At 64.0% G+C, this 19,757-nt stretch carries 15 protein-coding genes; 7 read left to right on the top strand and 8 right to left on the bottom strand.

Annotated elements, in window-relative coordinates; all coding sequences use genetic code 11:
- Positions 1 to 67: 67 nt before the first annotated feature.
- Positions 68 to 517, bottom strand: a complete 450-nt coding sequence (locus tag M0209_RS02930) for a type II 3-dehydroquinate dehydratase (protein WP_258886810.1) — start codon at positions 515 to 517, stop codon at positions 68 to 70.
- Positions 518 to 631: 114 nt separating this feature from the next.
- Here M0209_RS02930 and M0209_RS02925 point away from each other — a divergent pair, with 114 nt between their 5' ends.
- Complete coding sequence (locus tag M0209_RS02925) at positions 632 to 2,572, top strand: pyrroloquinoline quinone-dependent dehydrogenase (RefSeq protein WP_258886809.1); 1,941 nt, start codon at positions 632 to 634, stop codon at positions 2,570 to 2,572.
- Positions 2,569 to 3,456 carry a ThuA domain-containing protein gene (locus M0209_RS02920; RefSeq protein WP_258886808.1) on the top strand — a complete coding sequence of 296 codons (888 nt, stop codon included), beginning with the start codon at positions 2,569 to 2,571 and terminating at the stop codon, positions 3,454 to 3,456. Before M0209_RS02925 ends, M0209_RS02920 begins: the two co-directional genes overlap by 4 nt.
- Here the strand turns inward: M0209_RS02920 and M0209_RS02915 are convergent, their stop codons facing one another.
- Positions 3,457 to 3,747, bottom strand: coding sequence for a hypothetical protein (locus M0209_RS02915; protein ID WP_258886807.1), 291 nt, complete (start codon positions 3,745 to 3,747; stop codon positions 3,457 to 3,459).
- A gap of 8 nt (positions 3,748 to 3,755) precedes the next feature.
- Entirely contained in the window at positions 3,756 to 4,739 is a 984-nt protein-coding gene (locus M0209_RS02910; RefSeq protein WP_258886806.1) for an alpha/beta hydrolase, read from the bottom strand.
- 289 nt (positions 4,740 to 5,028) lie between these two features.
- Between M0209_RS02910 and M0209_RS02905 the strand changes: the two genes are divergently transcribed.
- Entirely contained in the window at positions 5,029 to 5,763 is a 735-nt protein-coding gene (locus M0209_RS02905; RefSeq protein ID WP_258886805.1) for a sulfite exporter TauE/SafE family protein, read from the top strand.
- A 4-nt stretch (positions 5,764 to 5,767) separates the two neighbouring features.
- Here M0209_RS02905 and M0209_RS02900 read toward each other — a convergent pair whose 3' ends face one another.
- Positions 5,768 to 7,114: a sigma-54 dependent transcriptional regulator gene (locus M0209_RS02900; protein WP_258886804.1), complete on the bottom strand. Its 1,347-nt coding sequence runs from the start codon at positions 7,112 to 7,114 to the stop codon at positions 5,768 to 5,770.
- Positions 7,111 to 8,781: an ATP-binding protein gene (locus M0209_RS02895; RefSeq protein WP_258886803.1), complete on the bottom strand. Its 1,671-nt coding sequence runs from the start codon at positions 8,779 to 8,781 to the stop codon at positions 7,111 to 7,113. Before M0209_RS02895 ends, M0209_RS02900 begins: the two co-directional genes overlap by 4 nt.
- Before the next feature lie 213 nt (positions 8,782 to 8,994).
- Between M0209_RS02895 and M0209_RS02890 the strand changes: the two genes are divergently transcribed.
- The 4 genes from M0209_RS02890 (at position 8,995) to M0209_RS02875 (ending at position 15,161) form a co-directional block, all read left to right on the top strand.
- Complete coding sequence (locus tag M0209_RS02890) at positions 8,995 to 10,329, top strand: dicarboxylate/amino acid:cation symporter (RefSeq protein WP_258886802.1); 1,335 nt, start codon at positions 8,995 to 8,997, stop codon at positions 10,327 to 10,329.
- A 37-nt stretch (positions 10,330 to 10,366) separates the two neighbouring features.
- Positions 10,367 to 12,934 (top strand): TonB-dependent siderophore receptor, encoded by a 2,568-nt coding sequence (locus M0209_RS02885; protein WP_258886801.1) that lies wholly within the window; start codon positions 10,367 to 10,369, stop codon positions 12,932 to 12,934.
- Between the two features lie 122 nt (positions 12,935 to 13,056).
- Positions 13,057 to 14,253 (top strand): MFS transporter, encoded by a 1,197-nt coding sequence (locus tag M0209_RS02880; protein WP_258886800.1) that lies wholly within the window; start codon positions 13,057 to 13,059, stop codon positions 14,251 to 14,253.
- Entirely contained in the window at positions 14,250 to 15,161 is a 912-nt protein-coding gene (locus M0209_RS02875) for an alpha/beta hydrolase (protein ID WP_258886799.1), read from the top strand. Before M0209_RS02880 ends, M0209_RS02875 begins: the two co-directional genes overlap by 4 nt.
- Here the strand turns inward: M0209_RS02875 and M0209_RS02870 are convergent.
- The 3 genes from M0209_RS02870 to M0209_RS02860 are packed head-to-tail and all read right to left on the bottom strand — an operon-like array spanning position 15,158 to position 19,741.
- Positions 15,158 to 17,494 carry a glycoside hydrolase family 3 C-terminal domain-containing protein gene (locus tag M0209_RS02870; RefSeq protein WP_258886798.1) on the bottom strand — a complete coding sequence of 779 codons (2,337 nt, stop codon included), beginning with the start codon at positions 17,492 to 17,494 and terminating at the stop codon, positions 15,158 to 15,160. The two genes, M0209_RS02875 and M0209_RS02870, sit on opposite strands and share 4 nt — an antisense overlap.
- Positions 17,475 to 18,644, bottom strand: coding sequence for a Gfo/Idh/MocA family protein (locus M0209_RS02865; RefSeq protein ID WP_258886797.1), 1,170 nt, complete (start codon positions 18,642 to 18,644; stop codon positions 17,475 to 17,477). The genes M0209_RS02870 and M0209_RS02865 overlap by 20 nt, the downstream gene beginning before the upstream one ends.
- Positions 18,641 to 19,741 (bottom strand): LLM class flavin-dependent oxidoreductase, encoded by a 1,101-nt coding sequence (locus tag M0209_RS02860; protein ID WP_258886796.1) that lies wholly within the window; start codon positions 19,739 to 19,741, stop codon positions 18,641 to 18,643. The genes M0209_RS02865 and M0209_RS02860 overlap by 4 nt, the downstream gene beginning before the upstream one ends.
- Positions 19,742 to 19,757 lie beyond the last annotated feature (16 nt).

Here is a 19,757-nt window from a genome sequence, read left to right as displayed (position 1 = left end):
CACGTCAAGCGCTTTTGCAATCGTGTGCGTGTTTTTTCGAGGCCGCCAGACCGGCGGCCATCGAGGCCTATTTAGTCCGTCCCCGGACCTCGGCGATATGGCGGACAGCAAGCGCATAGCCGTGCACGCCCAGCCCCGAGACGATCCCGGTCACAACCTGCGTCATGATCGATTTCGACCGCCATTCGGCTTCGCGGCGATGAATGTTGGAGATGTGCACCTCGACGATCGGGCAATCGCACAGCTTCAGCGCGTCGAGCACCGGATAGGCGGCATAGCTGAATGCCGCCGGATTGATGACGATGCCGGCGGCATCCTTGCGGGCAGCCTGGATCCAGTCGACCATTTCGTGCTCGGCGTTGGTCTGGCGAAACTCCAGCGCATATCCCGCCGCATCCGCCTCCGCGCGGCACATCGCCTCGACATCGGCCAGCGTGTCATGTCCGTAGATCGCGGGTTCGCGTTCCCCCAGCAGATTGAGGTTCGGGCCGTTCAGAACATGGATGGTGCCGCGCATGGCGATGTCTCCCCCTTTTCTGTGCGCCTTAGCCACGTCCGGCCTTGCATCAAAGCGAAAAGTGTACGAACTAGTCCATAACAATAATGCCAAGGCAATGATTAGGAGTTCGGGATGCGTCGGGTGCTGCTGCCGATATGCTTGAGCCTTTTGTCCGGGGCTGCGGTCGCTGCCCCCGGCGACTGGCCGACCTATGGCCATGACAAGGGCGGCCAGCGCTTCTCGCCGCTCGCGCAAATCACGCCGGCCAATGTGGCACAGCTTAGCGCCGCCTGGGTCTATCATATGAAGCCGCCGGCCGAGCCCGTAGCGGCACCGACCGCCACCGACACGGTCCAGCGCGCTGCCGAGGCAGTCGGTCCGCCGACCCGCCGTCGCAGCCGGTTTTCGGGATCGCAGGCAACGCCGCTGATCGTCGATGGAAAGCTGTTTCTGACGACACCCTATGGTCGCGTCGTCGCACTCGATCCGGCCACCGGCAAGGAGCTATGGGTGACGCCAATAGCCGGCCCCGGGCAGCCGAGCCTGCGCGGCCTCGAATACTGGCCAGGCGACGCCACCACGCCGCCGCGCCTGTTCTTCGGCACCCGCGACGGACGGCTGATCGCACTCGACGCCAAGACCGGCATGCCGGTCGCAGGGTTCGGCACCGCCGGAACCGTCAACATGGCGACTCCTGAGGTCGTCGGCAGCGGCAACCCGCAATTCTATGGCATGACCTCACCGCCCATCGTTTACGGCGATCTGGTCATCACGGGGTCCGCCGTGCAGGAGTTTCCGGCCAAGGGTGCGGCGGGCGACGTACGGGCGTGGGACGCTCGCACGGGCAGACTGGCGTGGACCTTCCATTCAGTCCCGCGAAAGGGCGAGGCAGGCTACGACAGCTGGCAACCGGGCAGCGCCGAGGGGCGCTCGGGCGTCAACGCCTGGGGTTTCCTGACCGTCGATGAGGCGCGCGGCATCGTCTATATGCCCTTCGGCGCCCCCGCCTTCGACCGATACGGCGGCGACCGCAAGGGCGACAATCTGTACGGCACATCGCTGGTCGCAGCCGATGCGAAGACCGGAAAATATCTCTGGCATTTCCAGGTCGTCCATCACGACATTTGGGACAATGACTTGCAAGCCCCGCCGTTGCTGTTCGACGCGCAGGTCGGCGGCAAGACCATTCCGGCGGTGTCGGTCGTATCGAAGAACGGCCTGATGTTCATCCTCGACCGCGTCACCGGCAAGCCGATCCACGCTGTCGAGGAACGTGCGTTCCCGCCGAGCGATGTCCCCGGCGAGGTCGCGCCGCCGACACAGCCGATCCCGGTGGTCACCCCGCCACTCGCGCGCACAACCTTCGATCCGGAAACCGACATTGCCGATGTCACTCCCGAACTCAAAAACTGGTGCGCCAAATGGATTGCCGATAACAAGATGGTCGCAGGCGGCCTTTACGTTCCAGTGAAGCTCGACAAGTCAACGATCAGCTTCCCCGGGCTTCAGGGCGGCGCGAACTGGGGCGGCAGCGCCTATGATCCGACGTCGGGGTTGATCTTCACCAACACCAGCGACCTCGGTCAGGTGACGTCGCTCGTTCCCTCCGACGGACCGCTCCCCTATGCGCGCGGGACGGTCAGCGGGCGGTTCCAGCAGGACGAGCCCAAAATGATGTGCCAGAAAACGCCCTGGGGCCGCCTGAGCGCGGTCGACAGCAGGACCGGCAAGCTCGTCTGGCAGGTACCGCTCGGCATCACCGACGATCTGCCGCCCGAAAAGGCGAAGACCGGCCGTCCCAATATCGGCGGTGCGATCGCGACTGCCTCGGGACTCGTCTTCATCGGTGCGACCGACGACAGCCGTTTCCGCGCTTTCGACAGCGCGACCGGCAAGGAACTCTGGACGACCAAGCTCGATGCTTCGGCGCATGCAACGCCCGCGACGTATCAGGGGGCGGACGGCCGACAATATGTCGTGGTCACCTCGACCGGCGGCAGTTTCCTCGACAGTCCGCTCGCCAGCGATACCGTCACTGCCTTTGCCCTGCCGACCGGGAATGCAACAAAATGAAGCGCCTGCTCCTCGCCGCAACCGCCCTGCTGTCGCTAACCGGTCAGGCGCCCGCCCCCGAACGCAAACCGCCGCCCGGGTACGAAGACCCCTATGCCGGCAAGAAGCGCTTGCTCGTCATCGCCGATCTGTCGACCGGCAACCAGAGCGCGCACATGGCGGTCAGCCACGCCGCTGCCGTCATCGAACAGATCGGTCGCGCCTCGGGTGCCTATGTCACCTTCATCCGCACCGATACCGACTGGATCTCGGCACAGGAAACCTGGGGCAAGGGCGACTATGCCAAGGGCGGTCCGAAACAGGCGCGCGGCAAGAACCTGTCGTATTTCGACGCGGTGCTGTTCTATACCAATGGCGAAACCAGCCTGAGCGAAGCGCAAAAGGCCGACCTGCTGGCGTGGATCAAAAGCGGCAAGGGCTTCGTCGGCGTCCACACTGCAACGGCAACCGGCACGAAATGGCCCGAATACGGCGACATGATCGGCGCCTATTTCGACAATCACCCGTGGATGATCGCAAACGCGAAAATCATCGTCGAACGCCCGAAATTTCCCGCGATGAAGCCCTTTCGCACCGGCATGGCGCTCCGCGACGAGCACTACCAGATGCGAGCGCCCTATGACCGCAACAAGGTCGATGTCCTTGCCCGTCTCGACCCTGCCAGTGTCGATCTGAAAGCCCCGATGGTCCACCGCACCGACAATGACTTCCCGATCGCGTGGATCAAAAGCTACGGGAAGGGCCGCGTGTTTTACTCAGGGCTCGGCCACACCGACGCGAGTTGGGACGATCCGCGCATGCGGACGATGTACCTCGAGGGAATTAAATGGGCACTGGGCAGCGGCGACACCGTACCCCATCCGCATCCGATTCCGGCGAAGTGACTATTTGCCCGTCCCGAAATTCTTGACCAGATAATCGACGACGCCGTCATATTCGGCGTCAGACACCTTCGCACCCCGGTCGATCATCCGGTCGAGCGAGACCTCCCATTGCGCGCGGCTTTTGCGCGCGTTGAGGACGATATCGGGCGCGTGGCAGCCACCGCAGGCCGTCGACACCTTGGCCATTGCCGGACCGGGCGGGAATCTTGCGGCGACACGTTTGACCGGCGCCGGCGCGGCCAGCGCAACGGTCGGAAGCAGGGCCGACAGCACAAATATTACTCGACGCATACGGACGCTCATTTCTTGTCGAACAGGCGGTGGAAGAAATCGAAACTGGCGTTGATGGCCGTCAGCGACGCGTCGCGCGTCGCCTTGGGCGTTGTTCCGATGAAGCTGTGGTCGATCCCGGTGAACACGATTTTGTCGACCGGCACCCCGACGGCTTTCATGCGGTCAAAAGCCGTTAGCGACTGATCGACCGATACCACTTTGTCCGCATCGCCATGGATCAGCAGGAACGGTGGATCCTTGGCATCCAGATAGGTCAGAGGGCTGACCGCGGCGATCTTGTCCGCCGGGCACGACGCCCCCGTGGCACAGCCGAGCAGTCCCACCGGTGCCCCTTCGGCGCGAGCGACCAGCGGGGCGAAGTCGAACACGCCGTACCAGATGACGGCGCCCTGCACGCATTCGGATCCCGCCGGCTGCGGCTTGGCATCGATCCCGGATGCACCGCACGACAGCGCGCCCAGCGCAGCGAGATGACCGCCCGCCGAACCACCCCACAGGGCAACCCGCGACGCATCGATCCCGTATTTCGCTGCATTGCCCTTCAGGAAACGGATGGCGGCCCGTACATCCTGCAACTGCGCGGGGAAACGCGCCTCGCCCGCCAACCGGTACTCGAGCGAAGCGACGACAAAGCCTTCGCTGGCCAGTTTCGCGAGCACGCCGGGGAAGTTCGAGAATGCTGCGGCCTGCCGGGTATGGCCGCCGACCCACCCGCCGCCATGGATATAGATGACGAGCGGCCTGGGCGTTGCGACTTTCCCCTTGGGCGGCAGATAGAGATCGACGATTTCCGGGCGATAGCCAGGGATCGACGCATATTCGACATCGGCAAGACCGGTAACGCCGCCAGGGAAGCGGGTGACCCGGTCGGGATAGACGTCGCCGGGAACCGGTTTGGCACCGACCGGAAAATCGCGGGGCGGCGCAGCCACGGCCGAACTACCGATCAGCACCAGCGCCGCCACCATCGATGATATCGCTCCACGCACTTTCGCTCTCCCTTTATGAACTGGTTAGTACATAACGAGAGTCTTGTTGGCAAGCGGGTCGTTTGCACGTCGCCGCACCCGAACGCCACCCGCCCGATCGGCGCATTGACCGTCGCGTTGTTGCCGGGAACGGTCGCGATGTTCGACACCAGCCCGGAAAGCCATGTCGCATTGTCGGTGAGCCAAAGACCGATTAGCTGCCCGACAAGGTCGTTTCCCTGATGCGCGTTGGCGCGCTATCGCTTCCATCTAAGGTCGAGAGAGTGGGGGCTACTGACCAATGTGGGCCGTGTTCTACATCCTGATGTTTACTGCCGGCACCGTTGCGGCTGCCATCAATGCCCTGGCTGGGGGCGGGCCGGTCCTCACGCTTGGCATATTGAGCCTGACGGGGATCGACCCCCGCATTGCCAATCTCACCTCGACCGTTGCACTCAGCCCCGGACAGATCTTCGCCGGAAACGCCGCACGATCCAGCCTGGAAACTGCAAAGCTGGACCGGCCATGGCTGCTTTTTGCCATCTCGCTGGTCGGAGGGGCTGCCGGTGCTTTACTACTGTTGCTAACCACCGGCACGGCCTTCAGGGCCATTGTCCCCTGGCTCGTCCTCGTCGCGACGGCGATCTATGGGTGGAGCAGCTATCGTCCTGTTCCCATCGATGCAAAACCGCGCAACGCGACAAAAGGCCTTCCCGCCATTTTGGCACCACTGGCGATTTACGGCGGCTATTTCGGTGGCGGTAACAGCTTTCTGGTCCTCGCGCTTCTTGGCATATCGGGACATGCACCTCGCGAAGCCGGCGCGATCAAGAACGCCCTCATCGCGGCGATCAACCTCGGGGCCGTCGTCGTCTTGGTCTTCTCCGGACTTGTCGAATGGCGCATCGCGGCGGTGCTGGGCGCGGGGGGGGTGTTTGGCAGTGTCATCGGGGTTAAGATGCTTGGCAAGATCCCGGTTAGGGCGATCCGCGTGCTTGTCATTGCCTTCGGGCTGTTCTTTTCGGCTTGGATGTTTGTCCGCTGACGGCTCAGCGGCGGCTGCGGTAGTCCGCCGGATCGATCCCGTGCCGCACAAGCTTGTCGTAAAATGTCTTGCGCGGCAGGTCGAGTTCCGTCGTGGTGGCGACAACATCCCCCTTGTGTCGCTCGAGCGCTGTCCGGATCGCCGTCGCCTCGAAAGCTGCCGTTGCCTGCTTCAGGCTGCCTGCCGCGCCTGTCGCAGGCGGCGCGGCGCTACGGTCCTCCAGACCGAGGGCGAAGCTCGCGGCAAAGCTCCGCAGTTCGCGAACGTTGCCGGGCCAATCATGATCGTGCAGCCGCCGCCACACAGGGGTACTGAGCGCGGGCGGTTCGCGGCCGAGCCGCGCTGCTTCTTCGGCAAGGAAAGCCCGGAACAAGGTAACCACATCGTCGCCGCGCGCGCGCAAGGGCGGTAGGTCGAGCCGGTAAATGCCGAGGCGGTAGAATAGCGAAGGCAGGAACATGCCCTCGCGGGACATTGCCTCGACATCGGATGCGGTCGCCGAAATCGCGCGAAATTGCGTCGATTGCGGTTGATTACCGCCGATGGGTGTAACCGATCCGGTTTCGAGCACCTGTTGCAATCGCGCCTGAAGAAAGGCGGGCAGGCCATCCACATGATCGAAAAAAACGGTTCCAGCATTGGCTTGCAGCAACTGGCCGGTCCGCGGAAACTGCGCGCCCGCAAACGCGCCGCTCACATGGCCGAAGAGCAAGCTTTCGGCCTGTTGTTCGGTCGAGAGCGAGCGGCAATCCACCGTTACCATGGTTTTGCGCGCGCGCGGGCTACGTCCGTGAAGCGTGGCGGCGACCAGAGTCTTGCCCGTGCCGCTTTCGCCCGACACCAGAACGTCGATATCGGCCTGGACCAGCTGGTCGAGTGTGTGGCGGACCTTTTCCATCTGCGGTGAATCACCCAGCAAGGGGCTGGTCTTTTCGGGCTGGGGCTCGCGCAGTCTGCGATTTTCGAGCACGAGCGCGCGCTTGTCGAGCGCGCGGCGGACCGTGGCTGTCAGGTGATCGGCGTCGAAGGGCTTCGACAGATAGTCATAGGCACCGCGCCGTACCAGATCGACGGCGGTCGCGATGTCGCCGTGACCCGAGATGACGATCACCGGCAAGTCGGGATCGAGCCGCGCAACGCGGTTGAACAAGCCCGTGCCGTCGAGGCCGGGCATGCGGAGGTCGGTAATGACGACACCCGCGAACTCTGCGGAAAGCCGGTCGAGCGCGCCTTGGCCGTCGGCGAACTCCAGAACCGTCATGCCCTCGATTTCGAACGACTGTCGCAGGGCGCTGCGCACTTCCGCCTCGTCGTCGACCACGATGATCGTTGCGGGCGTGACGCTCGTCATGGCGCCACTTTCAAGGTCATGACAAACGTCGCGCCGCCGGGGCCTGGTGCGAGCGACAAGTCGCCGCCGAGGTCGATCATGATGTCGCGACAGATCACGAGTCCCAGGCCCAGACCGTCGGTCTTGGATGACGAAAACGGCTGGAACAGGCGCTCGCGCACCGCCTCGGATATACCCGGCCCCGTATCGCCGAGCCGGATCGTCGCAACGTCCTCGGCCGCTGAAACCAGGACGTCGATTGCTCCGCCGCTGCCCATGGCGTCGAGTGCGTTCTGGACGAGATTGACCAGCACCTGTTCCAGCCGCCCCTGGTCGCCGATGACCACGACGTCGGGTCCGGCAACCGTCAAGACCGTCCCGGCAGAGCGCAGCCTGTCGCCCAAGAGCAACCGAACGCCATCGAACACGTCGGAAAGGGCGACTTTGCCGACTTCATGGCGCGTCCGCCGCGCGAAGCGCCGCAGCTCGCCGGTGATCGCCCCTGCCCGTGCCACAAGCGCGCCGAGCTCGTCGAACACGCTGGCAGCTTCATCAAAACGCCCCTTGTCGATCAACTTGCGCCCATTCTTCGCGCGGATACCGATCGCCGTCAGCGGCTGGTTGATCTCGTGCCCGACACCAGCGGCGATCTGGCCCAGCGACGAGAGCTTGTTCGCCTGAACCAGGCGGTCCTTCAACTCGGCTGTCCTCGCCTCGTTTTCACGTGCCGCCTGCGCCACGATCGAGCGCGCGCGGAACAGGAAAGCGATCACGATCCCCGCGACCATCGCGAAAGTGAGTGCAACGACCAGCCGACCGAATGCGCGGGCATCGGCAACCGCATTGCCCAGCGGCTGGAGCACCTGCACGGTCCAGCCATTGGGCAGCCGATCGGTTGCGGCCACGAACTGTGCGCCGCGCCGGTATTGGGACCCCGAGCGAATGATGTTCCCACCCGCGAACAGATCGCCTTGCCGGAGCGGGGCATCGCCATATTCGACTTGCGCGGTCAGGCGCTTGCGTGCGCCGGCATCCAGCTTGCCGATGGTCTGGAACCGCCACTCGGGCTTGCTTGTGACAAGAATGACGCCTTGCTCGCTGGCAACGAATGCCGTGCCGAGCGTACCTGCCCATTCGTTTTCGAGCCGGTCGAAACGGATCTTGACCACGATGACGCCGCGCGTTCCACCAGCCGTCGTGACACGCCGGGCGACGAACAGGCCGGGAATGCGGCTCCGCGTCCCGAGCGCATATTGTTCGAACCGGCCCTGCGCCATTGCCTGTCTGAAATAGGGGCGGAACCCATAGTTCAGGCCGACAAAACTATCGGCTTGCCGCGAGTTGCTCGACGCAATCGTCGTGCCGCTGTCATCGATCAGATAGATCACCGACGCATCGAGCGCCGCCGTCAGCCCGGCCAGTCGGGCGTTCAGGCGGGTCGCGGAATCACCCGCGCGACGATCGAGCAGATCGACGACGTCGGGATCGGCCGACAGGGTCGTCGCAACCAGTTGAAACTTGTCGACCTGTCGCTCGTACGACGATGCCGCCAGCTTCGCGATGGCCGTCAGCCGGTCGATTTCCACCGTCACTGCGCGACGTTCGGTAAACCGGTCCGCGCCAATGACAGCTGCGGCGAGGAAAACCACGACCAGCGCAGCGATCGCAAGCCGCCGAAATCCCGCCAAGCTCTTTCGCCCTGCCCCCATGATTCGCACTTTGGCGAAAAGTCGCTCATTCCGCCAGCATCTGTGCGGAAAACCGCACAGCTTGATGATGTTCGTTTCAAACTAACCAAATAGAAACAGGTACTTACCGCGATTTTTATTTCATTGGGTCTGCCGCCGGGTCCGCGGCATCAACCCCGTGGGACGCAGGATAGCGTCCGGATCAGGAGAGACATGGCGGTTATCCCGGCAACCACCGTGGGCACGCGGACCCCTTTTTACGCGAGCCTGTATTTTCAGGTGCTGACCGCGATCGCCTGCGGGATTGCATTGGGCATTTTCGCCCCCGATCTGGGCGTCGCGCTGCAGCCGCTCGGCGACGGCTTTATCAAGCTTGTGAAGATGGTGATCGCGCCCGTCATCTTCCTGACGATCACGGTCGGCATCGCCGGAATTGGCAAGGTCGGCCAGGTCGGCCGCGTCGCGGGGAAGGCGTTCGCCTATTTCTTCGTTGTGTCGTCGTTCGCGCTGCTCGTCGGCATGATCATCGCCAATGTCGTACAGCCGGGCGCGGGGCTGCACATCGACCCGGCCACGCTCGACCAGGCTGCGGTGAAGACCTACACCGAAAAGGCGCACGACGCGTCGATCTCGGGCTTCCTGCTCGACATTATCCCGACGACGTTAGTCTCGGCGCTCACCGGAGGGTCGATCCTGCAGGTGCTGCTCGTTGCCGTACTTACCGGCATTGCGCTCGGCATATCGGGGGAGCGCGGCAAGCCTTTCCTGCATGTTCTGGAAAGCGCGAGCGATGTCGTGTTCCAGCTCGTGGCGCTCGTCATGAAAGCAGCCCCCATCGGCGCGTTCGGCGCGATGGCGTTCACGATCGGCAAATACGGGATCGGCACGCTGGTATCGCTCGGCGCGCTCGTCGCCACATTCTATGCGACCTCACTGTTTTTCGTTCTGGTGGTCCTCGGCGCCATTGCGCGGCTGAACGGTTTTTCGATCCTGGCGCTGATCCGGTATCTGAAAGCCGAACTACTACTCGTTCTCGGCACGTCGTCGTCGGAGGCAGCACTGCCTTCGCTGATGGAAAAGCTCGAGGGTGCGGGATGCGCGAAATCCGTCGTCGGGCTGGTCGTGCCGACGGGTTATTCGTTCAATCTCGACGGCACGAACATCTATATGACGCTCGCCGCGCTGTTCATCGCCCAGGCAACCGGGATCGAGCTGTCGATCGGCGAGCAGCTCGCCCTGCTCGGCGTCGCCATGATCAGTTCGAAAGGTGCGGCCGGCGTGACCGGCGCGGGGTTCATCACACTTGCCGCGACGCTCGCCATCGTGCCGTCGGTTCCCGTTGCCGGCCTCGCGCTGATCCTCGGCATCGACCGCTTCATGAGCGAATGCCGCGCGCTGACGAACTTCATGGGCAATGCCGTCGCCACCGTCGTCGTGGCGCGCTGGGAAAATGCGCTCGACCGCGACGCTCTCGCCGCGGCGCTCGGCGGGCAGAACGCGATACGGGACCAAGTCCTGGCACCCGCGATGGAACGCGACACCGACTGAACACGCAGAAACGACAAAAAAATTGGGGAGAAAGACGATGACCAAGACCGACATGACGCACAAAGCCTTCTGGCTGGTGTCCACTGCGATGCTGCTGGGTCTTTCCGCAAACGCCCATGCCCAGGGGGCCGCACAGGAAGCCGGGGCGGCGCCCGCCGGCGAGGCTGAGATCACCGTGATCGGCTCGCGCGGCAAGGCGCGCACCGATGTCGATCGCCCCGTCCCCGTCGACGTCGTCAGCTCGAAAGACCTGACGTCGACCGGCCAGACCGACCTCGGCCAGCAGGTCCAGTTCTCGTCGCCGTCGTTCAATTCGGCAAAATACGGCGTCAACGGCGCGACCAACTTTGCCGATCCTGCCTCGCTGCGCGGCCTCGCGCCCGACCAGGTGCTGCTGCTTATCAACGGCCACCGCCGCCACCAGTTCTCGGCGCTCAACCTGAACGTCTCACCGGGCCTCGGCACGGTCGTATCCGACCTTAACAGCATTCCGACGGCCGCCGTCGAACGCATCGAAGTGCTGCGCGACGGTGCGGCGGCACAGTACGGATCGGACGCGATTGCGGGCATCGTCAACCTCGCGTTGAAGAGCAGCGACGAAGGCGGCTCGGTCGGCTTTACGGTCGGCCTCAATCAGCGCGGCGACGGCTTCACGACCAAGGCCTCGATCAATCAGGGCCTGAAGCTCGGCAGCAATGGCGGCTTCCTGAATTACACGCTCGAATATTTCGGGACCGAGGGGACCAACCGCTCCGACACCTACAACGGGGTCCTCTACCCGGCGACGCCCGCCAATTACGCGACGACCGGGCCGACGACCGCCTTCCCGTACACGACCGCGAACCCCCGTACCGACCGCGGCGTCTATCCGCAGACGCCCTTCGTCGTCGGCAACTATGGTGCGAACAAGAACCGCACCTATCAGGCGTTCATCAATGCCGAAATTCCGTTCTCGGACACGGTTCGGATGTTCGCGTTCGGCGGCTATTCGCGCAAGGACATCCGGGCATTCGGCTTTTTCCGCGCACCGGCCACGACTGCCAACGCGGTCCTGTCGATCTTCCCGGATGGCTATGTGCCGATCCTGCCCGGCCGTTCGATCGATTATTCGATCAACACCGGACTAAAGGCCGAGCTTTCGGGCTGGAAGGTCGAACTGGCCTATGGTTACGGCAAGAACTTCCTCGACCAGAACGCCGAAAACACGGTGAACGCGTCGCTAGGGGCCGCCAGCCCGACGAGCTTCTATGTCGGCCGGACGCAATTCAGCCAACAGGTCGCCGAACTGACCGCCTCGAAGAATTTCGGCGCCGTCGGTTCGCTCAACAATCTCAACGTGGCGATGGGCGCGCAATGGCGCCGCGACAATTTTCAGGTGCTGCGCGGCGACCCCAACAGCTATGCGGTCGGCCCGCTTGCCATTTCGGGGCGGACTGCCGGCTCGAACGGGCGACCGGGATACGCCCCCGCCGACGAGAATAATCTCAGCCGTCGCAACATCGCCGCGTTCATCGACGTCGAAGCCGATTTTTCCGACGCCTTCCTCGTCACGACGGCGTTGCGCTACGAAAACTACAGCGACTTCGGCGGCAATTTGTCGGGCAAGCTGGCGGCGCGTTACAAGCTGAGCGATCAGATCGCCATCCGCGGATCCTATAACCGCGGCTTCCGCGCGCCGTCGCTCGCGCAAATCGGCAACCGGGTGAATACGTCGACGGTCCAGAACAACCAGATCCTGCAAACGCAGCAGATCTCCAGCGACGACGCGCGTCTTGCAACGCTTGGCATCGGTGTGCCCAAGGCCGAAATCTCGAACAACTTCAGCGCGGGTATCACGGGCAATCTGGGCGCGTTCACCTTCACGGTCGATGCGTTCCAGATCGACATCAAGGACCGCATCGCCATCACCGACGGCATCCTTGCCGCGAATTTCCCGGCAGTTGCGGCACTGTTTCCCGGGGTGCGGGAAATCCGGTTCTTCACCAACCAGATCGACACCCAGACGCGCGGCGTCGATGTGGTTGCGACGTGGAAAAAGGAAGTCGGGCCGGGCATGCTGCGGCTGACGCTGGCGGGCACGCATGCCGCGACAAAGGTCAAAAGCCAGCGCGCGACGCCGACGGCGCTGGTGGCGGGTGCCTCCGCGGCCAACCAGACGCTCCAGCTCGTCGGTCCGACCGCGATCGAACTGATCGAGGTCGCCCAGCCGCGCACCAAGATCCTGTTGTCGGCCAACTACGAAACCGGGCCGCTGACCCTCGGCCTCCGCGCGAGCTATTTCGGCTCGGTCAAGGCCTTCAGCACGGGACTGAGCGCGTCCGACGCCAACGTCACGTGCGATGCCGCCAACCGCTGCGCGCAGACGTTCCGCGCCAAAACCATCTTCGACGCCAACGTCACCTATGCCTTCTCGGATCGCTTTTCGCTGACGGCTGGCGGCAACAACCTGTTCAACGCCTACCCCGACAAGTGGAACAACCTGCGCGACGGCAATGTGGGTGAGGCGGCGTCCTATTCGAACGGGCAAACCCCCTATACGCGCAACGCCAACCAGTTCGGGTTCAACGGGGCCTATTATTATCTGACGGCGAACGTGAAGTTCTGATGGGGAGCTTAAAGGATCGGCCGCGCCGGTTCCACGCGGATTGACCACGCCTGCCGCCCTTGTTAGGGAACGCGAATATTCGTTCTAATAACAAAACGGCGGCATGGGAGGCGATGGATCGCATGGAAAAGGTGGCCGCATTCTGGCGCGACCTGACGCTGAAACCGCAAGGCTTCACGATCGTTGTCGCCGCCTTTCTGCCAATCATCGCCATCGTCGCGATGGGGCCGGCAGTGCCGACGATGATCGAGCACTTTGCCAATGATCCCGACGCGCGGGGCAAGGTGCCCGCGATGATCGGGGCACCCGGACTCGCCATGGCGATCCTCGCGCCATTTGCCGGGATGATGGTCGACCGGTTCGGGCGTCGGCCGATCCTGCTCGTCTCGACGCTCTTTTATGCGATTTTCGGCGCGGCACCGTTGCTGCTCGACAGTCTCGACCAGATTTACGCATCGCGGCTGTTGCTGGGCGTGGCCGAAGCCGGGATCCTCACCGTCGTCAACACGCTGATCGGCGATTACTGGGAAGACCGGGCGCGCAAGAACTGGCTGTTCCTGCAAGGACTGCTCGGCCCGTTCATTGCCGCCATCTTCTCGCTGATCGTGGGCTACGCCAGCAAGGCGCAGTGGAACGGCGTATTCTACGTCTACCTCGTCGCGCTGCCGATCTTCGTGGCGATGCTGCTGTTCCTGTTCGAACCCAAGCGCGAAGTGGCTCCTCTGGCCCAAGTCGCGGCACCGCCCGCAACTGCATTTCCGTGGGCCAGCGCCCTGCAGGTTGCTGCCGTCACCCTCTTCGCGTCGATGCTCTATTATGTGTTCATCATCAACGGCGCGCTGGTGTTCAAGGAGGTCGGCGTGACGGAGCCGGTGCGCTATGCCGCGCTGATCTTCGTGCCGAGCCTGTTCATTCTTGCCGGTGCAGCAATCTTCCGCTTGCTGGCGATGCGGGCGAACCTGCTCCAGCTCGGGGTGTTCATGCTGTTGCTGGGGGCGGGGCTCACCGGCATGGGACTGGCCACGACGGTGCCGGTGATGATCGCCTGCCTGATCGTCCAGCAGACGGCGGCCGGCATGACGGTGCCGACGCTGATCGGCTGGACGCAGGGCAAGTTCGGCTTCGCGCATCGCGGCCGGGCGATGGGGATATGGACCGGCGCGTTCTTCCTCGGCCAGTCGCAATCGCCGCGCCTCGTGCACGCGCTCGATGCGAGCCAGGGCTCGATGCAGAATGCGTTTCTGACAATCGGACTGGTCGGGCTGGCGGGGGCAACCGTCGCGCTGGCACTGCTGGCGAGTGGAAGGAAATCGGCATGAAAAAGGTGTTTTTCACGGCACTGGCGCTGGGGGTCAGCATCTGCACCCCGGCGAGCGCGCAAGAGAATATTGTCCTTAGGTTCGAGGACAGCCGCAAGATCGATTACCCGGGGGAGGTCGCGCTTGGCACCGGCAAGGGGCAGCCCAAAGAAGAATGGTTCCGCGAAAGCGGTTCGCTGCAGGTCCGCAACGTCGAGAGCGCCACGCTGACGCCCTTCCTGCCGCCCGCAGGTGCGCGAACAGGGGCCGCCGTGATCGTCGCGCCCGGCGGCGCGTTTCTGGGGCTTGCCATCGAGGAGGAAGGCTATCGGGTCGCCCGTTGGCTGACCGATCACGGCATTGCGGCCTTCGTCCTCAAATACCGCTTATTGCCGACCCCTGCCGACCCGGCGACCTTTCGCAAGGAAGTGAGCGACATGCGCACCGGCAAGGGCCCCGCCAGCTTTCGCCCGCCTGCCGAGACCCCTCCTGAAGCGCTTGCCGACGGGCAAGCCGCCATCCGCTACGTCCGCGCGCATGCCGCGCAATTCGGTGTCGATCCCGATCGCGTCGGCATGATGGGCTTTTCCGCAGGCGCGATGACCACAATGAGCGTCGCGCTCGCCAACGCTCCCGACGCCCGCCCCGCCTTCATCGCTCCGATTTACGGCAGGCAGGATGCGGTCACTGTCCCCGCCAATCCCCCGCCGCTGTTCGTCGCGCTCGCGACCAACGATCCGCTGTTCTGGAAGGGCGGAACCGGCCTGATCGACAGCTGGGGCAAGGCGGGCGGCAAGGTGGAATTCCACCTCTACCAGAATGGCGCGCACGGCTTCGGTCTCGGTGCTGCGGGCACGACGACGGTGGACTGGATGAACGGTTTCCGTCGTTGGCTGGAAGTGAACGGGCTGCTGGTCTCGAAAAACTAGCCCGACAAGGTAGCGGGAAAACCCTGCGCTTCGGCCCCGCGGGCGAGGCGCAAGGGTATGTTTTCGGGCAGCGATTGCCAGCCATCCTGCCAACGCCGCAACATCTTCGGCTCGGGCCGCACCACCACCCGCCGCTCTTCACCCGGTTCGAGCCGCACCTTGGCAAAACCGATCAGGGCGGTTTCGGGCGCATCGCGGTACAACTGGATCACATCCGATCCGGCACGATCCGAGATATTGCGGACGGTGACGGCAACGCCCCCATCTTCCGCCACAACATCGTGCCATTCGAACCGCGCATAGCCCATGCCGCTGCCTAGGGTATGGCGGGCGGGGGTGCCGTTCGCGATCAGGCCGCGATAGCCGAAATTCACGCCCTCTGCATAAACGAGGTCGCCGTCGGCGTCGGGCGTGGTCGAATAGCCGCAATAATCCACCTCTTGCCGGGCGATGCTCACCGGCATCCGCCCGCCGGGTTCGCGGTCGCCCGCGAGCACACTGGCGAGTGCAGGTGCGAACCCCTGCCCCGGATACCAGACGAGCATCAACGCGGCGGCGCGGTCCTCCCATGATGTATCGAAGGCGTGGCCAACATTGGCGACGATGGCGGTCTTCGGGTTGGCTGCCGTCACCGCCTCGATCAACGCGACTTGTTCGGGGGCGAGTTTGGTGTCGGCGCGATCCTTGCTCTCGACGCTCGAATCGCTGGTCTCGCCGACGATCAGGAAAACCGCATCCGCATCGCGTGCCGCCGCGATGGCGCGGGCGAGCATTGCTTCCGGACTGTCGGGCGAACGGATACCATACCACAGCCCCTGGCAGCGCGCGCCGGTATAGGCGAATTCGACAACGACCTCGATCTGCTGCCCCGCCGCTAGCGCCAGTTCGGTCATGTCGGCATCGCCGCGCTTGAGCGTACCCATGACATCCTTGGCGTCGAGCACCCCGCCGGTCGCAAGCAGATCGTTGCTATCGACGCGCATCCGGACCGTGCCCGTTCCGCCGAGATAGAACTTATGGACGCCCGCTTTCTCCGCCGTAAAAATGCCGGTCGCACGGATCGAGCCGGGTTCGTTGAAAACCGACTGCGTGTGCTGCCCCTGAAACCAGACGAGCGAGTTGGTCGTGCGGGTTTCGGTGAAGTTTGGCGAACCGTCGAGGTCGGGATTGGTAAAATACTCGACTGTCATCGGCATCGGCATCGCGGGGAGGCGCGGCTGCGGATCGACGCCGGGTTCGAAAATAATTTCGGTCTGCGCGCCATAACGCGCGCGGATGGCATCGATGGGGGTCGGTGTATCGGGGGCAACCGCGATCTTGGCAAAAGTACCGCCCTGATAACAGGGTGCGGCGGCATTGGGGCCGATCACCGCAATGCGTTTCACGGCACCGGGGGCAAGCGGGAGGAGATCGCCCTCATTTTTCAGCAGCACAAAACCCTCGGCGGCAGCGTCCTCGAGGATCGCCTGAGCTTGCTCGATGGGGAGGGGCGTGGATTTGGGACCGGTCACTTGCCGTGCGGTCGCCGCAACCCGGTTTGCCGCCGCGAACACACGGTCGCGTTCGATGCCGCCTTCATCGGCCAGCTTCGGCCCCATGAAGCGCGCCGGTCCTGGCATTTCGAGGTCGAGCCCCGCGTCGATGCAGCCTGCCCCCGAATGCGTGCCGAACCAGTCGGACATGATCACTCTGCCGAAGCCCCATTCGCGCTTGACGATATCGGTCAAGATGGGCGTGCTTTCCGAGCACCAGTCGCCGTTGACCTTGTTATAGGCCGCCAGCATCCCGGCGCAGCCCGCTGCTGCCGCCATTTCGAACGGCAGCAAGTACACTTCGCGCAGGGTGCGTTCATCGACGACGGCATTGACGCGGTCGCGCTCGGTCTCGCTGTCGTTGCACACGAGGTGCTTGGCGACCGCGCCGGTGCCGGTCGATTGCAGTCCCCCGATCCACGCCGCGCCCAGCACGCCCGCGAGCAGCGGGTCTTCGCTGAAATATTCGAACGCGCGTCCGGCCAATGGGCTGCGTGCGAGATTGAGGTTGGGCGCGAGGACGGCGTCGATGCCGCGCTCGATCGCGTCGCTGCCGACGACAGTGCCGACCTTGCGGACGGTTTCGGCATCCCAGCTTGCGCCGAGCGCGGTAGGACAAGGGGTGAGCAACGAAACCTCGCGCTCGTCGATGTTGCCGCTGGTCACGCCCATCGGGCCGTCGGCCATGGTGAAGGCGGGGACGCCCGCGTCGGGAATTTCGACACTGCGCCACATGGCAGCGCCCGCCGTCAGCGCGCAGGCTTCATCGAAAGTGAGCGGTCTAGAAGAGTTTTCGGGCATCGAGCATGCCTCCAAAGGGGTCGATGTTCGCCGCGCCCGCGATGTCGTCGGCAATCGGCGCGGGCCGTTCGCAACTGGTTTTCAGGTCCACCCGCTGCCCCGTCTCGCCCGACAGCCGGATTGCCTCGATCACGTCCATGACATGCAACGCCATGTCGGCGCTCGCGCGGTGGGGACGGTTATCGGCGATGGCATCGGCCATGTCGGCAAGGCCGCACAGCCGGTAATAGCCCACTTCGATCCCGAAGAAGTTGATCATCGTCGGCTTGTGGAAAGGCCTGCCCGAGTGGTCGAGCTCACGCTTCCCCTCGCGCGTTTGCAGCGTCACCTTGCCGTCCGACCAGTTCGGGTCGGGATTGTGCAGCGTGCCCTCGCTGCCGTAAATCTCGATGGGCGCACGGCCGTGCGGGCCGACATCCCAGGACATCGCCAAGGTCACCAGTGTGCCATTGGCGAACGTCAGAGTGCCCGCGATGCTGGTATCGACCTGCGTCTCGAAAACCTCGCCCGCCCGCGCCGCATTTCGCATCGTCCGCAGCGGAAAGGGCCTCGCGCCTGCCGCGCTGACCGACGCCACCGGCCCGAGCAGGTTGATCGCCTGCGACAGGTAATAGGGGCTGTGGTCGGACACCGGCCCGCCGCCCGTGCTGTAAAAGGGTTCGGGCTTGGGATGCCACATCTCGACCCCGGCATTCCCGAAGAACAGCGCCCCGCCGACGGGTGTGCCGATCGATCCGGCATCGATGGCGGAACGAGCCGCCTGATGCGCGCTGCCGAAGAAGGTATCCGGCGCACAGCCGATGCGAAGGCCCTTGGCGCGGGCGAGGGCAATCAGTTCCGCCGCTTCGGCGAGCGTTGCGGCGAGGGGCTTTTCGGAATAGAGATGCTTGCCTGCCGACAGGATCGCCTTCGACGTCGCGAAATGCGCCTGCACCGGCGTGAGATTCAGGATGACGTCGATTTCGGGATCGGCGAGCATCGCGTCGAAGCGAACTGCCGCGATCCCGTATTTCGCGGCAGCGGCTTCGGCACTGGCCATGCCCTTCGACGCACAGCAGCGCAGGTCGAGCTGCGGCCATGCCTGCATCGCCATATAATAGGGCGGCGCAATCGCGCCCGCCCCCAGCACCCCGACGCGAAGCGGCGTCACTTGCCGAACGCGGGCATGACCTTGCGCGACAACAGGTCGAGCGTCTGGTCGGCATAGGCGAGGCGCGCCGGGGTCAGCGGCCCCGTCGTCGTGCCGCACAGAATGTTGCCGATGCCGAGCTCGGCATAGGGCTGGAGATGCTCGATGACTGTTTTCGGCGATCCGTAGAGGCACCAGGTGCCGATCCAGCCTTCGTCGAGCGCGTTGATGTTGATGTCTTTTTTCTTGTTCGCCGCGTCCCCTTCGGCGCGCGCATTAAACTCGTTCTCGCGGTCGACCGCTTCCTGATAGCCTTTCAGGATGATTTCGAGTTCGGCACGCGCCTGATCGTCGCTCTCGGCAACATGGACGCATTGGTAGGTATGGGTCGACCAGCCGAGGGCGTCGGCGACCACGGCATCGCTATGCCCTGCTTCCAGGAGCATCCCCTTATAGACGTCGAAGTATTTTTTGACGTGGGTAAAGGGCTCGTTCCCGTAAATCTGCGGCGGGGTGAAAGCCGGAATATAGGCGGGCCAGCCGTTGACGGCCGCGCGGCGGGCACTTGCCTCCTTCATCGCGACCGGCATCAACCGCGCATGGCCAGGTGTAAAGGCCGCAGGGGCAATCCGCTGAATGACGCGGCCCTGATGCGGGCCGTTGTCGATTTCCACCGCCGGATCTTCCATCCGCTTCGCCCAGAGCGCCTCGGCGAGTGCCAGATTCTGTTCGGAGATCGCGCCCGCATCCTTGTAGTTGACGCCGAAGCCGATCATCTCCTCGGGTGTCGTCCCCGACCCCACACCGACAAGCAGCTTACCCTTGGTCAGCTGGTCGAGCAGGTTGATCCGCTCCACGAACCGCACCGGATGATGCAGCGGCACCGACACCACCGAAAAGCCGAAATGCATGTGCGGCATCTGTGCCGCGAGGTACGCAGCGAACATGAAACTGTCGCTGGCGGTCGGCATATAGCCGTTGAAATGGTGATCGGGCTGGAAAATGGCATCGAAGCCAAGCGTGCTCGCCTTGAGCGCATGTGCCTCGAGATCGAGCATCAGCTGTCGGTCGCCCTCGGGGCCCATCGAGCGCGCATTGAGAAAAACAGAAAACCGCATATACCCGCTCCATCTG

It is taken from the genome of Sphingomonas sp. SUN039, from assembly GCF_024758725.1.
GTDB lineage: Bacteria > Pseudomonadota > Alphaproteobacteria > Sphingomonadales > Sphingomonadaceae > Sphingomonas_O.
This window is presented reverse-complemented; position numbering and strand designations above follow the sequence as displayed.

Bases quoted from the DNA above. Each gene is read 5' to 3' on its own strand.
- M0209_RS02930 (WP_258886810.1), bottom strand. From the start codon at position 517: ATGCGCGGCACCATCCATGTTCTGAACGGCCCGAACCTCAATCTGCTG.
- M0209_RS02925 (WP_258886809.1), top strand. From the start codon at position 632: ATGCGTCGGGTGCTGCTGCCGATATGCTTGAGCCTTTTGTCCGGGGCT.
- M0209_RS02920 (WP_258886808.1), top strand. From the start codon at position 2,569: ATGAAGCGCCTGCTCCTCGCCGCAACCGCCCTGCTGTCGCTAACCGGT.
- M0209_RS02915 (WP_258886807.1), bottom strand. From the start codon at position 3,747: ATGCGTCGAGTAATATTTGTGCTGTCGGCCCTGCTTCCGACCGTTGCG.
- M0209_RS02900 (WP_258886804.1), bottom strand. From the start codon at position 7,114: ATGACGAGCGTCACGCCCGCAACGATCATCGTGGTCGACGACGAGGCG.
- M0209_RS02890 (WP_258886802.1), top strand. From the start codon at position 8,995: ATGGCGGTTATCCCGGCAACCACCGTGGGCACGCGGACCCCTTTTTAC.
- M0209_RS02885 (WP_258886801.1), top strand. From the start codon at position 10,367: ATGACCAAGACCGACATGACGCACAAAGCCTTCTGGCTGGTGTCCACT.
- M0209_RS02880 (WP_258886800.1), top strand. From the start codon at position 13,057: ATGGAAAAGGTGGCCGCATTCTGGCGCGACCTGACGCTGAAACCGCAA.
- M0209_RS02875 (WP_258886799.1), top strand. From the start codon at position 14,250: ATGAAAAAGGTGTTTTTCACGGCACTGGCGCTGGGGGTCAGCATCTGC.
- M0209_RS02870 (WP_258886798.1), bottom strand. From the start codon at position 17,494: ATGCCCGAAAACTCTTCTAGACCGCTCACTTTCGATGAAGCCTGCGCG.
- M0209_RS02860 (WP_258886796.1), bottom strand. From the start codon at position 19,741: ATGCGGTTTTCTGTTTTTCTCAATGCGCGCTCGATGGGCCCCGAGGGC.